The organism is Campylobacter sp. CCS1377 (genome assembly GCF_040008265.1).
Classification (GTDB): Bacteria; Campylobacterota; Campylobacteria; order Campylobacterales; family Campylobacteraceae; genus Campylobacter_D.
On sequence record NZ_CP155620.1, the window covers coordinates 1,041,153 to 1,055,439 of the forward strand.

Sequence of the window (14,287 nt, forward strand, 5' to 3'; positions counted from 1 at the left end):
CACAAATAGCCCTATTTATATAAACTTTTCCTTGATTAATAGGCGAATTTGACTAATTTAATTTTAATTTTATACAGAGTTAAAATTTACATATTTCAAAACAATATTATCTTCGTTGCAAAAAACCAATTCTAGCCAAAATATATCCACAAACAAAACCAAAAATATGCCCATACCAAGCAATATTAACACCCATTAACAAAGGCAAAAAGCTTATCAGTAAAATGGCAATAAGCAAACCTTTTAAGCTATTCTTATCTAAAAAAGCATAATAACCCATCAAAACACAAATTGCCCCACTAGCTCCAACAACATTAACAACTTCTTGAGTCATTGTAAATTCAAAATAAATATAAACAAAACTCAGCAAAGAACACAATAAACCACCCAAAAAATACAAAACAAAAAATTTCATAGCTCCAAGCCATCTTTCTAAAATGGTGCCAAATTGATACAAAACCATCATATTTAAAATCAAATGAGTTAAATTTGCATGGATAAACATAGAGCTTAAAACTTGCCAATAATAAGCCTTTTCAAGCATTAAAAGATTTAGACCAAAATAAGCATTATAAGCACTAGAAATAAGTAAAAAACATAAAATATTTATAGCAATTAAAACAATGACCGCCATTAATTTTTCCTTTGTAAATAACCCATTTCAATGAGTTTTTCATAAATTTTAGCACTTATAGGACCTGCAGAAAGACTGCGTCCTCCATGTTCGACAAGAACAGTAACTACATATTTAGGATTTTGATAAGGTGCATAACTTGTAATCCACGCATGCGATCTTAAATAATATTTAAAATCTTCTTCTTTTATCCTTTGTTTTTCGGCTTGAGAAAATCCAACCACTTGGGCTGTTCCTGTTTTGGCTGCTACAGTTAAAGGAAGATCTTTATAATAGCGATAGGCTGTGCCACCTTGCTCATTTGCCACTTCATACATAGCCTGTCTGATAAGCGGAAGTTGGGACTTTTCAAAAACATTGAAAATTTCTTCTTTTTGCTTACTTTGAGTTAAATTATTATCAATACTTTTAAGTAAAGTAGGAGTAATCTCTACGCCTTTAGCTATAGCAGCGGTATATTTTGCCACTTGCATAGGAGTAACCAAAAAATTACCCTGTCCTATGCTAGTATTTAAAGTTTCTCCTTGATACCAAGGTTGATTAAATTTAAGCATTTTCCATTCTCTACTTGGTACGGTTCCCACAAATTCATTAGGCAAATCTACTCCAGTTTTTACCCCAAAACCTATGCGACTCATCATGGAGCTGATTTGATCAATGCCAACCCTAAGTCCAGCCTCATAAAAATATACATCACAACTTCCCTTAATGGCAGATTTTAAATCTACTTGTTTATGTCCTGCACGATTCCAACATCTAAAATTTCTGCCACCAAGCTCTATAGAGCCTGAACAAAAAAATTGGGTAGAGGCATTAATATTTTCTTGTCCCATAAAAGATAAACCCACACCCATTTTCACAACCGAACCAGGAGGATAAAGACCATTGACTAATTTATTGGTAAAAGGATGATCAAGGCTATTGGATAGCTTTTTCCACTCGGCTACAGAAATTCCTGTAACAAAAGGGTTTAGATCGTATTCTGGGAAACTCCCTGCTGCTAAAATGCTACCATCTTCTAAATTCATTACAATGGCTGTTCCAGCGTTATCTGAAAAAAGTTTAGCAAGATATTCTTGTAACTCTATATCAATGCTTAATTGTATATCTTTTGAATTAGCCTGTTTATAAAAAAGCTCCCCAAGCTCTTGATTTAAAGCATTTACCTTAACTTGCCTTACTCCTTTTTCACCTTGCAAAACTTCGTTATAATAAAGCTCTACCCCACTTTTTCCAATGTAATTAGTCAGTTTAGCAATTTCATTTTCGCTAATATCATTTAAGCTTACTTTACCAACATAACCAATGATATGACTAGCTAAAGCCTTATAGGGATATTGTCTTTTTACGGCTGGTTTTATTCTGATATTTTCCCTTAAATTCAATCTTGAAAAATGCGGTATCATAGTCGCATAATCTATAAAATCTACAACTTCTACATAATCTTGATTATAATAAGAGTCATTTTTTTTATAGGTTCTATAAAGCACAGTAGCATTTAAATCTTTAAAAGTATTTGTTAGCTCCTCGATCTCATGTTGTAAAAGAGCATACGAAGACTTTCTTAAACTTAAATATGGCTTAATTGAGATACTAAAACCCAAATCATTGGTCGCTAAAAGTTTGCCATTTGCATCCGAGATTTCACCTCGCACTGGAGCAAGAAACTGTGTTTTAATAGCGTTTTGTTGCGCCATTTCTTCATAATATACATTTGATTTAATGCTTAAGTAATAAATTCTTGATAAAAGCAAAATAAAAAATATGATAATAAAAATTATCACTACGCGCATTCTCATTACAACTTATCCTTAAAAAACACATAAGAAATATAAGATTCTATAATAATAAAAATCAAATATTCAAAACTTAAATCTTTAATGCTTTTATTATCAATATAAGACAAAACCGCATCAAATAAATAAACAAAAACATAAGCATTAACAACAAAAATCACAGGAACTAATTTTCCAATTTTTAAATTTGTTTTTATCCAATCCGCACAAACATAATAAAAAACAAAAAAAGCAATCCAAGATGAAAAAATATAAAAATTATGCACTATATCTATAAATACCAAATAAGCTAAAGCAAAATACCACCTAAAATCAAGCTGATATAAGCTTTTTTCTTGCTCTTTTAGCAAATAACACATATAACAAAAAAGCACTCCAAATAAAATAGGCATGTAGGCAAAAATTGAAGTAAAAATTTGATATACAACAAAAAAGCCAAGTAAAACAATATAACCAACAATAGAAGCATTATCATAGCTTTTATATTTTTTTTCCATCATAAGCCCAAAGCCTTATCAATAATGGTTTTTTCCAGAATTTCCAATCCTATTTTCTTTGAATTTGATACAAATAAAGAATCTGGATATAATTTTTTAAGCTTGGCTTTTTGACTTTGATTTAATTTATCTATTTTAGTAAAAACCTTAAGAATTTCTTGATCTTCTCGAAGAAAGCTTTTTAAGTAAATATCAACTTCTGTGTCGATATCTAAATCAAAATGCCTACAATCTATCAAATGCACAAAAAGCTTAATGCTGGTTTGAAGCTTTAAAAATTCATCTAAATTTTTATTCCAAATTTCTTTTAAATTTTTCGAAACTTTTGCATAACCAAATCCTGGTAAATCCACAAAAATTAAAGAAAATTTTTCCTCTTTTTTACATAAAACTTCAAAAAAATTTATAAGCTGGGTTTTACCTGGAACGCTTGAACTTTTAGCCAATTGTTTTTGTTTGCACAAGGCATTAATTAAAGAGCTTTTTCCAACATTAGAACGCCCCAAAAAAGCCACTTGAGAATGAGAACTTAAAAGCTCATAAGTAAATTTTGGTGCTGAAGTGATAAATTTGGCACTTAAAATCATTTTTCTTCTACATCAAAAACAAATCTTATAGGTTTTTTATTAAAACTTTCTACCTTATAAATTTTTTGTTTTTTATCTACAATAATTTTATCGCCAAAAATTTTTCTTTTGGTTTCTAGCTCGATAATATAAGCATTGCCTATGATTTCATAAATATCAGAATTCACATAATAAATAAATTTATCGCCACTTCCCTTATAGCTTTTATCTTTCAATCTCACTTCAAAACGAGCATTTTGAGTAGCTTCATATCTTATAGGTTTTTTGTTTTTATCTGTGTAAATAACCACTTTATCCGAGTTTAACACATCTCCTTCTTTTTTAATGAACACATTTCCACTCAGTATGCTTTGTCCGCTATTTTCATCTGAAAAAAAATTCATAGCCGTTACTTCAACCGGCGCTGCCTTCAAACCAAAAATCCCAAAAAACAATAAAATTATTATTCGCCAAGCCACGCTTTTGCTCCCATTATTTTTAATTTTTTATTTATCATATCGTATTCTAATTTTTGTCCGAAAATAATATCAGTGCCTTTATATACATAAAATTCCTTATCACTGGTAATATTTTTATCTTTAATATTATAAAAAACTTCTTGCGCATTGATGCGAGTTTGATTAATATCTTCATAATTTACATTTCCCTGAAACTCGGCCTTATCTTCAAAAATATTTAAAACCAAACTACTTACATTATAATCAGGATAAAATGCTTTAAAATCATAAAAAACATCTTTATCTTTATAGCGACTCCAACTTAATGCCATAAAACTAGAATTTACCGAACTTGAATTCAACTCATAAACAGTAATTTCATTAGCTTGAATATTTTTTATATCTAAATTATAAGACTTAAAATTAAACATATAAGGATCTTGAGTGCCTAAGATTGCCAAAATAATAGCAAATAAACTCATCAAAATCCCAAAGATTTTTATAACCAAAGTTTATTCCATTCTTCTTGCATATTATTTATATCAATAATTTTTTCTATCATTGCCGCTACGGCCGCTTTTCCACCATTTTGATTTAAAGTAAAATCTACTTTTAAAGCCTCATGTGCGTCATTGGGTTTGAAACTTAAACCCACCGCATCAAGCAATTTTAAATCATTATAATAATCTCCTATAGCAGCAACCTGACTAAATTCAAGCCTTAAATCTGCCAAAATTTCCTTAGCACAAGCAAGCTTATCTTTTACTCCTTGATAAAGCAAATCTATTTTTAAAGCCTTTGCGCGAAGTTCTACGCATTTTGAATTCCTACCTGTGATAATGGCTATTTTTTTACCAAGTTTAAGCCAAGCTTCAATGGCTGCACCATCTTTAACATCAAATTCTTTTATTTCTTCACCGCTTGAAGTATAGATGATTTTTCCATCTGTCATACAGCCATCAATATCTAAAATAATCAATTCTATCATTTTATTCCCTTACGACAAATGCTCCACTAAATGCTCCACTGCTCGCAAAATCTCTAGCCTCTTCTTCACTTCTAAATCCTGTTAAAAATACTCTATTTAAACCGTCTATAGAACTTTTTTTAACAACTGAAGAATAAGTTCTATAAGTTTTATATTTGCCTGCAATATAATTTGCACCTTCTGGATTTTTAAAAGCTCCAATTTGAACCATAAATTTACCACCCTCATAAACTTGTCCATTATGAGTGATATTTCCACCTGCTGTATTTGCATTTGAATGGATAATATTTGAATTTGCTCCTGATGCAAAGCCTATAACTTCAAGTCTTACTGGAGCTGTGCCTGTTTGTATCATATTAATTTCACTGGCCGCACCTTTGGATAAATCTATAATACGATTTGCCACAAAAGGACCGCGATCATTTACTCTTACGATAACCTGTCTTTGATTATTTAAATTAGTCACTTTTAACATGGTATTCATCGGCAAAGTCTTATGCGCTGCTGTAAGACCATTTTGATCATAAGTTTCGCCATTTGATGTTTTTTTTCCATGAAAACCTGGTCCATACCAACTCGCAACACCATCAGCAACTTCCCCCACTTCAACCACTGTTGGATAATAAGTTTTTCCATTAATAGTATAAGGCTTCATAGTGCCTTTTGCGCCACTTGGTGTACTAGTATTTGTTTTAAAATCTCTACTTGGATAATACACGCTTGGTGTGCTTGAAACAAAACTAGAACAGCCACTAAAACCCAAAATACTAAAACTAGCGGCTAACGATATGAGTGTCTTTATTTTTGTTTTTTGCTTGATAATTATCATTATTTTTCTCCTTCATTATAGGCAAAACCAATTTTTGATTAATGCTTAGATGTGAACCCTTAAGCTCGTTATATTCTTTTATGGTTGCAACACTGATTTTGTGTTTTTTTGCAATTTTATACAAAGAATCTCCTGATTTTACAATATAAATTTTTGTTTTTGGAATAGTGGTATCCACCTTTGTCATTTTTTTAGGATCAAATTTTTCCTTAAAAAGTGCCAATTTATCGATAGGAATATAAACATAAGATTCTTTATCGGGTGGAGTAAAATCATATTTAAACTGCGGATTATAGCGTTTAAAGGTTTTTAAATCAAGCTCTATCATATCAGAAATTTCCTTTAAAGCCACCGCTGAAGGCACTTTTATTTCAACAAAATTATTAAATAAGGCATAATTAAATAAAGCCGCGTTATTTGAAAGCAAATAATCACTATTATTAGCCAAAAATGCCAAAGTAATGATTTTTTTAATAAACATCCTAGTTTCTAAAGGTAAATATCTTTTTTCAGGATCAACCAAAACAAATAAATCATCACTTCCTGCTTCATTAATAGCTTGTCTTAACTTGCCGTGTCCGCAATTATAAGCCAAAATAGCCAAATACCATTTTCCAAATTCTTGTTTAAGTTGTTTAAGATATTCAAGTGCAGCTTGAGTGGATTTAAAAGGATCTCGTCTTTCATCCACATAAGGATCAATTCTTAAACCAAAACTTTTCGCCGTAGGTTTCATAAGCTGCCAAATACCTACAGCTTTAGCGCTTGAAGTGCTATGTATTTTTAAACCTGATTCAACAATCGCTAAATACAAAATCTCTTCTGGCATCTCTTTTTGAGAAATCATTTTGCGTATTGAAGGTGCAAAATCAAAAGACTTTAAAGCTTGAAGGTTTCCTCCATGTGTATTTTCAAGTAGATTTTTATCTTCTAAAAAAATTAAATCACTCATATAACTTGGATCTATATCTAAATTTCTTAAAATATCTACTTGTTTTTGATAGTGCTCTGGAGTAAAAATAGCTGCCTTAATGCTAAAAGCAATAGTTAAAATAGATAATATTTTTTTCATCATTTTACTCCTTGAAAAAACAAATCATTAGCATTTTTAGTGCAAATTTGTATCAATTCTTGACGGTCTATATTTAAAATTTCAGACATTTTATCTGCAACCAAATGCGTCAAAATGGGATGATTACGCTTACCCCTAAAAGGCGTTGGAGTAAGATAAGGCGCATCAGTTTCCAATAAAAGCTTGTCTTTTGGAATCTTAGGTAAAATTTCAACTAAATTTTTTGCATTTTTAAAGGTTAAAACCCCGCCAATCCCGAAATAAAATCCTTCATCACTAAGACGCAATAAATGTTCGCTTGCATTAAAACAATGAATCACCCCACCTTTTAAATCTTTAGCATATTTTTTTAGAATTTGATAAGTATCATCATTGGCATCACGACTGTGAATAATCACTGGCTTTCTGGCATCTCGAGCAAGTTCAAGTTGTATATTAAAAATCTCTTTTTGTTTTTGCTTTACACTCTCATTTTCGCTTTTTAGGTAAAAGTAATCCAAACCGCATTCACCTATAGCCACACATTTTTCATCGTAAGAATATTTTTTAAGATATTCTAAATCAAATTCATCGCAGTGATAGGGATGAACGCCTGCTGCAAAATAAACATAATCATATTTGTAAGAAATTTCTCTGGCACGACTTAAATGGCTTAAATCGGCGCCTGGAATAATGATTTTTTCAATTTTATTTTGTTTTGAATGTTTTATAATTTCATCTAAATCCCCAAAATAGCTCTCATCGTCTAAATGACAATGTGTATCAATAATACTCTCACTATTTTTATAATCTAGTCCTAAAAACATACCTCTACCCTATCTCCTCCATTATTTTTCGCCTCAAATAAAGCTTTTTCTGCTTTTTGCATCATCTCTCTTAAAGAACTTTGCGCATTCCCAAAACAAAGCCCTATAGAAACACTAAAATACAAATCATCAAGCAAATCAGCAACTTTTGTACTCTTGATATTCACCCGAATATGAGAAAAAATTTTAATTGCTCTTTCATTGTTAATATTTTTTAATAAAATGCAAAATTTTTCAGGCGAATAGCGCCCTATAATATCACGTCCTTTAGTTTCGCTAATTAATTCTTTAGCACATTGCTTGATAACTTTATTTCCTATTTCATAGCTATATTCTTCATTAATAGTTTTAAGTTTATCAATATCAAGAAACGCAAAGGCAAATTCTTCTTGATATTCTTTAAGATGATAAAAATATTTTTCTAATTCTTTCATTAGGGCTTGAGAATTTTGCAACCCACTAATAGAATCTAAATTTGAATACTTATTTACAAGCTCTAAATTTTGCATATTTTTAAAATTTTGCATTATTTTATATGAAAGTAACTCCATAGAAAAAGGCTTATTTAAAACATCATTTGCACCCTGCTTTAAAAGCTTAAGCTCGGCATCATTATCATCATTTAATACTATAAGTCCAAGCTCTGATTGATTGTATTTTTGTCTAATATGAATTAAAAGATCATAAGCATTAATTACAGGCATTTTAGTATCGCAAATAATCATTTTTACATCTGGATGAAATTCTAAATAATTCAAAACTTCTTCGCCATGTGCTGCAGCTAAAATTTCAAATCCCTTTTTATTTAAAAAATTTTTAATTTCATTTCTTTCATTATTATTACAAAGTGCTAAAATGATCTTTCTTTTTTGATAATTGCAAAAATCAGCAATACTTTCTATAATTTTTTCAACACAAGAATCATCTTTAATGATAAAATCAACAACTTGTTTTTCCCAAAAATGCGTATATTTTTTCTCATTATAATCATTAATTAAAATAATGCTTGGAATCTTATTTTTAAAACACAAATTCACTAATTCTTCTTGAGCTTGAAATGAATGTACATCCAACAAGCATAAAATATATTTTTCTTTAGCGATATACTCTTGCACTTGCGAAATATCAAATGCAACATCTAAGCTAAATTCCAAAACCGCTTCTATCTTCTTAGCAAAAAGCTTTGCAAGAGTTTTGTTATCATCTACAACTAAAATTTTATTCATAAAAACTAAAAATCCCAATTAAGTTATTTTCATTATATTTTCGGAAGTATAACATTAATTACTACTTAAAAAACTTAATTTTTTAATAAAGCTTTAGCAAATTCCAAAGCCTCATCACTTACAACTTCCCCGCTTACCATTCTTGCAAGCTCATAAGCCCGTTCTTGTGTTTGTAATTTTTTAACAAAACTTTCTTTGCCTTTTTTTTCGATTAAAAAATGATTATTGGCTGCAGATGAAAGCTGTGGCAAATGAGAAATGGCAAAAATTTGATAAAACAAAGCAAGCTCATTTAAAACTTTAGCAATACTCATGGCTTCTTTTCCACTTAAATTGGCATCAATTTCATCTAAAAATATAATGCCTTTTCCCGAATTTAAAATTTTGCATTCTGTCGCAATAAAAGCAAGTCTTAGGCGGTTAAGCTCTCCGGAACTTAAATTTTTTAATTGTGCTTCATTGATACTAAGTTTAATCTCATCTTGCCCTAAAATCGAAATTTTATCACACTCGATAAGCTCTAAATTTGCTTCTTTCATATAAAGATTTTTCAAGTACTCATTAAGATAATTTTGTAATTTTTTTAAATTATTTTTTCTGGCAAGAGTGATAGAGTTAGCATATTCTTTTAAGTTTTTTTCCAAAATACCAAGTTTTTTTTCAAGATCTTTTTTCTCAAAACTTAAATTTTCGTAATGCTCCAATTCTTTTTTCTTATTTTCTAAAACCTCCAAAGCGTTTTCAATGCTCTCATAGCGCTTTACAAGAAAAGATAAATTTTCTATCCTATCTAAAATGGCTTCAATATCGCATTCAAGTTCTTCCAAAGATTGATTTTCGGCAATCACACGCAATTCATTCATACACTCACTAAAAAATTCGCCATCAACCTCACTTAAATTCAAAGCATTTACAACAGCTTGTTCAAATTCAAAAATTCCACTTGCCTTAGCCCAAGCTTCTTCTAATTTATCCTTTTTTGAAAGCTTTTTTTTCAGACTTAAAAGCTCTTCGTATTCACCTATTTTGGGATTAATACTTGAAATTTTTTCAATCTGATTTTGTGCAAGTTCTTTAAGCTCTTCTATCTTTTTTTCTTCATCAATGATTTTTTCAAGCTCCATTTTTGCAGCACTAAAACACTCAAATTCTTTTATAAAATTATCTTTTAATTTTGCAAATTTAGGATTTTTATCACATTCTAAAGCATCTAAAAGTGCTAAAAATTTTTCATTGCTAAATTCATTACTTTCTTTTGCACTTAAATATTTAACAAAGCTTTTACTTAAATTTTGAAGACTTTTTTTGGCTATGCTTTGATTATTGATAAAATATTTTGTGTTTTTTTCTTTTAAAAACTTAAAAACATTATTCTCTTCGCTTTCTATGCCGTATTCTTCCAAATTTAATTCATCATCAAGCTCCAGCTCCACAAATTTAGCCTCACTCTCAGCCAAAGCAAAAGCAGACAAAATTCCTTTAAAAAGCACTGATTTTCCAGCTCCACTTAAACCCGTAAATACCGTAAGCCCTTTTGAAATTTCAAGTTCAGCTTTTGTAAAACTTAAATTATCTTTCATCAAAATTCTATTAATCATTAAGAACCCCAATTTAATTTTTCTTTTAAAATTTGAAAATAATCCCTTTTTTTAGGATGGATCAATGCGACATTTTTATCACTCAAACCTACTTTGATACTTTCAAATTCATCGACATTAAAATTCTCTTGTCCATCGATACTAAAAATACAATCTCTAGCTCCAACTTCAAGTTCAAAACCACGCGGTAAAACTATAGGTCTTTGTGTTAAAGAATGAGAGCACACAGGAGTTAAAACAAAAACTTCAGCCAAAGTATAAACTATAGGTCCATTTGCACTTAAGTTGTAAGCCGTTGAACCTGCAGGCGAAGCAATAATTAAACCGTCGCCAAAATATTCATTAAAAATTTTACCCTTACGATACACTTCAATATGTGCCATTGACAAGCTTTGTTTTCTATAAAAAACAATATCATTAAAGGCATTTTTATGAACTACTTCTCCCTTTTTATCCTTCAATGTAATATCTAGCATAAAAGGCTTTTCAACTCTAAAATTCCCTTTAAAAAAATCATCAAAAAATTCTCTAGCGTATTCAACTTTAAAATCCGTTAAAAAACCTAATTTTCCAGCATGAATACCTAAAATCGCCTTATCATACTCATAAGCTTTTCTGCAAAGTGAAATTAAAGTCCCATCTCCTCCTAAAGAAATCATAAAATCACTTTTTTTGAAAAGCTCATCTAATTCATAAGTTTTTAACTCTAAGTCTTTAGAACTTCCTTTTAAAAGCAAAAGCTCCACTTCTCTTGGCTCTAAAATTTCTTTTAAGCTCAAAATCTCTTTGTCTAGTTTCGAATTTGGGCGCGTTACGAGCCCTATTTTTTTAATATTCTTATAATCAATTATTTTTTGCATAAAAAATTATAACAAATCTTAGCTAAGCAAAAGAATAAACATACTATAATTTTAAGTTATTTTTGAAATTTTATTAAATAAGGAAAAAATTTGCGAAGTCATTACAATACAGACTTAAGTTCTGCAAACATAGGAGAATCTGTAAAACTTTGTGGTTGGGTGAATAGCTACCGCGATCATGGCGGTGTGATTTTCATTGATTTAAGGGATCGTAGCGGTCTTATTCAACTTGTTTGCGACCCAAAAGATAGCAAAGAAGCTCATGAAATCGCATCTCGCACTAGAAACGAATTTGTTTTAATTGCCGAAGGAAAAATTCGTCCTCGTGGCGAAGGACTGACAAATCCTAAGCTTAAAACAGGGGAAATAGAAGTGGTAGTGAATAAACTTACCATAGAAAACGAAAGTGCAGTACCACCATTTGGCATAGGCGATGAAAGCGTGAATGAGGAGTTACGTCTTAAGTATCGCTTTTTAGATTTAAGAAATCCTAAGCTCTACGATAATTTCGCTTTGCGTTCTAAAGCTTGCATAGCGGCAAGAAATTCTTTAGCTAATATGGGTTTTTTAGAAGTTGAAACTCCAATTTTAACAAAGGCTACCCCTGAGGGAGCAAGAGATTATTTAGTGCCTTCTCGCGTTCATCAAGGTGAATTTTATGCCCTCCCACAAAGTCCGCAACTTTTTAAACAACTTTTAATGTGTAGTGGCTTTGATCGCTATTTTCAAATTGCAAAATGTTTTAGAGATGAAGATTTAAGAGCGGATCGTCAGCCTGAATTTACGCAAATTGATGTGGAAATGAGTTTTTGCGAACAAAAAGATGTGATGAGTGTAGCTGAAATCTTTTTAAAAGATATTTTTAAAGCTTGCGGTAAAGAAATTCAAACTCCTTTCAGGCAAATGCCTTATCGCGAAGCAATGGAAAATTACGGAAGCGATAAGCCTGATTTGCGTTTTGATCTAAAGCTTATTGATGTGATTGATATTTTTGCTAAGTCAAACAATGAAATTTTTGCAAATATTGCCAAAGATGGCAAGAAAAACCGCGTTAAAGCCCTACGCGTTCCAAAAGGTGATACGATTTTTTCAAAAAGACAAATGCAAAGATTTGAAGAATTCGTGCGTAAATTTGGTGCACAGGGTCTAGCTTTCATACAAGTAAAAGAAGATGGACTTAAAGGCCCACTTTGCAAATTCTTTGATGAGACTGATTTAAACGAACTTACTAAGCGTTGCGAACTTGAAGTGGGCGATGTAGTCTTTTTTGGCGCAGGAGTTAAAAAAACCGTACTTGATTATATGGGAAGATTTAGAATTTTCTTAGCACAGGAATTAAATTTAATTGATCCAAATGCTTTAGAATTCTTATGGGTTGTTGATTTTCCTATGTTTGAACAAAATGATGATGGAAGTTATTCTGCAATGCACCATCCTTTCACTATGCCAAAAAATATTGATGAAAGCGATTTAGAAGAAATTTCATCCATTGCTTATGATGTAGTATTAAACGGCATCGAGCTTGGCGGTGGAAGCATAAGAATACATAAAAACGAAATTCAGCAAAAAGTCTTCAAGCTTTTAAACATTGATGAGGAACAGCAAAAAGAAAAATTTGGCTTTTTACTTGACGCTTTAAGCTTTGGTGCACCACCGCATGGAGGCATTGCTATAGGGCTTGATAGGCTCATTATGTTAGTAACTGGTGCAAGTAGCATTAGAGAAGTGATTGCTTTTCCAAAAACACAAAGAGCACAATGTCTAATGACAGACGCACCAAGTGCACCAAGCAATGAAGCAATGAGAGAATTGGGACTAAAATTAAGGGAGAATATAAAATGAAAGAATTGTTTTTAATCATAGGTGCGCCAGGTAGCGGAAAAACCACCGATGCGAGTTTGATCGCAAAGGCTGATGAAAATATCACACACTATTCCACAGGCGATCTTTTAAGAGCTGAAGTTGCAAGCGGAAGTGAGCTTGGCAAAACCATAGATGGCTTTATTTCCAAAGGAAATTTAGTACCTTTAGAAGTAGTGGTAAATACTATCGTTTCAGCACTCAAAGTTGCTCCTACAAAAACCATTATTATTGATGGTTATCCAAGAAGCGTAGAGCAAATGACAGAATTTGATAAAGTTTTAAGTAAGCAAAACGAAGTTTGTCTTAAAGGCGTTATAGAAGTTAGAGTAAGCGAAGAAGTAGCTAAAGATCGTGTTTTAGGAAGAAACCGTGGAGCTGATGATAATGAAGAAGTGTTTCATAACAGAATGAAAGTTTATACCGAACCTTTAGAAGAAATCATTTCTTTTTATCAAAGCAAAAATTTACACTTTGTGATTGATGGCGAAAGAACGATTGAAGTGATTGTCGCCGATATGAAAGATTTAATCAAAAAAATTCAAAATTCATAAGGAGAAAAAATGGACTTAAGTAAAATTAAAATAGGAGACATTCCAAATAAAATCAACGCTGTGATTGAAATTCCATACGGATCTAGTGTTAAATACGAGCTTGATAAAGAAAGTGGTGCGATTTTTGTTGATCGTGTAATGGCTAGTGCGATGTTTTATCCTGCAAATTATGGTTTCATTGCCAATACTTTGGCTGATGATGGCGACCCTGTGGATATTTTAGTGCTAAATGAGTATCCTGTTCAAGCTGGTGCTGTGATTCCTTGTCGTTTGATTGGTGTTTTGATTATGGAAGATGAAAGTGGAATGGATGAAAAACTTCTTGCAGTTCCAAATTCGAAAATTGACGCAAGATATGATAATATCAAAACTTATACCGATTTGCCGCAAGCAACACTAAATAAAATCAAAAATTTCTTTGAAACCTATAAAATTTTAGAACCAAATAAATGGGTAAAAGTGCAAGATTTCAAAGATGAAAAAGCTGCAATTGAAATTTTAGAAAAAGCGATAAAAAACTACAAATAATCTTTTAGCCCTATT

The 14,287-nt window shown here is 31.0% G+C and carries 16 protein-coding genes; 3 read left to right on the forward strand and 13 right to left on the reverse strand.

Annotated elements, in window-relative coordinates; all coding sequences use genetic code 11:
* Nucleotides 1-106: 106 nt before the first annotated feature.
* From AAH949_RS05340 to AAH949_RS05400, 13 genes are all read right to left on the reverse strand, one after another.
* Nucleotides 107-634, reverse strand: a complete 528-nt coding sequence (locus tag AAH949_RS05340) for a rhomboid family intramembrane serine protease (RefSeq protein WP_348518156.1) — start codon at nt 632-634, stop codon at nt 107-109.
* A complete protein-coding gene (gene mrdA / locus AAH949_RS05345; RefSeq protein ID WP_348518157.1) occupies nt 634-2,433 on the reverse strand; it encodes a penicillin-binding protein 2 in 1,800 nt (599 codons plus the stop codon). The genes AAH949_RS05340 and mrdA overlap by 1 nt, the downstream gene beginning before the upstream one ends.
* Entirely contained in the window at nt 2,433-2,927 is a 495-nt protein-coding gene (locus tag AAH949_RS05350; protein ID WP_134239049.1) for a hypothetical protein, read from the reverse strand. The genes mrdA and AAH949_RS05350 overlap by 1 nt, the downstream gene beginning before the upstream one ends.
* Nucleotides 2,927-3,514, reverse strand: a complete 588-nt coding sequence (gene yihA, locus AAH949_RS05355; protein WP_348518158.1) for a ribosome biogenesis GTP-binding protein YihA/YsxC — start codon at nt 3,512-3,514, stop codon at nt 2,927-2,929. The genes AAH949_RS05350 and yihA overlap by 1 nt, the downstream gene beginning before the upstream one ends.
* Nucleotides 3,511-3,897 (reverse strand): LptA/OstA family protein, encoded by a 387-nt coding sequence (locus tag AAH949_RS05360; RefSeq protein ID WP_243832618.1) that lies wholly within the window; start codon nt 3,895-3,897, stop codon nt 3,511-3,513. Before AAH949_RS05360 ends, yihA begins: the two co-directional genes overlap by 4 nt.
* 59 nt (nt 3,898-3,956) lie before the next feature.
* Nucleotides 3,957-4,433, reverse strand: a complete 477-nt coding sequence (locus AAH949_RS05365) for a hypothetical protein (protein ID WP_134239046.1) — start codon at nt 4,431-4,433, stop codon at nt 3,957-3,959.
* A 17-nt stretch (nt 4,434-4,450) separates the two neighbouring features.
* Nucleotides 4,451-4,939: an HAD hydrolase family protein gene (locus tag AAH949_RS05370; protein WP_134239045.1), complete on the reverse strand. Its 489-nt coding sequence runs from the start codon at nt 4,937-4,939 to the stop codon at nt 4,451-4,453.
* A 1-nt stretch (nt 4,940) separates the two neighbouring features.
* Nucleotides 4,941-5,768 carry a septal ring lytic transglycosylase RlpA family protein gene (locus tag AAH949_RS05375; protein ID WP_134239044.1) on the reverse strand — a complete coding sequence of 276 codons (828 nt, stop codon included), beginning with the start codon at nt 5,766-5,768 and terminating at the stop codon, nt 4,941-4,943.
* Complete coding sequence (locus tag AAH949_RS05380; protein ID WP_134239043.1) at nt 5,713-6,840, reverse strand: lytic transglycosylase domain-containing protein; 1,128 nt, start codon at nt 6,838-6,840, stop codon at nt 5,713-5,715. Before AAH949_RS05380 ends, AAH949_RS05375 begins: the two co-directional genes overlap by 56 nt.
* Nucleotides 6,840-7,646, reverse strand: a complete 807-nt coding sequence (locus tag AAH949_RS05385; RefSeq protein ID WP_348518159.1) for a TatD family hydrolase — start codon at nt 7,644-7,646, stop codon at nt 6,840-6,842. The genes AAH949_RS05380 and AAH949_RS05385 overlap by 1 nt, the downstream gene beginning before the upstream one ends.
* Nucleotides 7,637-8,872 (reverse strand): diguanylate cyclase, encoded by a 1,236-nt coding sequence (locus AAH949_RS05390; protein WP_348518160.1) that lies wholly within the window; start codon nt 8,870-8,872, stop codon nt 7,637-7,639. The genes AAH949_RS05385 and AAH949_RS05390 overlap by 10 nt, the downstream gene beginning before the upstream one ends.
* 74 nt (nt 8,873-8,946) lie before the next feature.
* Nucleotides 8,947-10,470: an AAA family ATPase gene (locus AAH949_RS05395; protein WP_348518161.1), complete on the reverse strand. Its 1,524-nt coding sequence runs from the start codon at nt 10,468-10,470 to the stop codon at nt 8,947-8,949.
* Nucleotides 10,470-11,330: an NAD(+) kinase gene (locus AAH949_RS05400; protein WP_134239039.1), complete on the reverse strand. Its 861-nt coding sequence runs from the start codon at nt 11,328-11,330 to the stop codon at nt 10,470-10,472. The genes AAH949_RS05395 and AAH949_RS05400 overlap by 1 nt, the downstream gene beginning before the upstream one ends.
* A 90-nt stretch (nt 11,331-11,420) precedes the next feature.
* Here AAH949_RS05400 and aspS point away from each other — a divergent pair, with 90 nt between their 5' ends.
* From aspS to ppa, 3 genes are read left to right on the forward strand one after another with little or no spacing between them, the layout of a single operon-like run.
* Nucleotides 11,421-13,172: an aspartate--tRNA ligase gene (gene aspS / locus AAH949_RS05405; protein WP_134239038.1), complete on the forward strand. Its 1,752-nt coding sequence runs from the start codon at nt 11,421-11,423 to the stop codon at nt 13,170-13,172.
* Complete coding sequence (locus AAH949_RS05410; protein WP_348518162.1) at nt 13,169-13,744, forward strand: adenylate kinase; 576 nt, start codon at nt 13,169-13,171, stop codon at nt 13,742-13,744. Before aspS ends, AAH949_RS05410 begins: the two co-directional genes overlap by 4 nt.
* 9 nt (nt 13,745-13,753) lie before the next feature.
* A complete protein-coding gene (ppa, locus tag AAH949_RS05415) occupies nt 13,754-14,272 on the forward strand; it encodes an inorganic diphosphatase (protein WP_134239036.1) in 519 nt (172 codons plus the stop codon).
* Nucleotides 14,273-14,287: the final 15 nt, after the last annotated feature.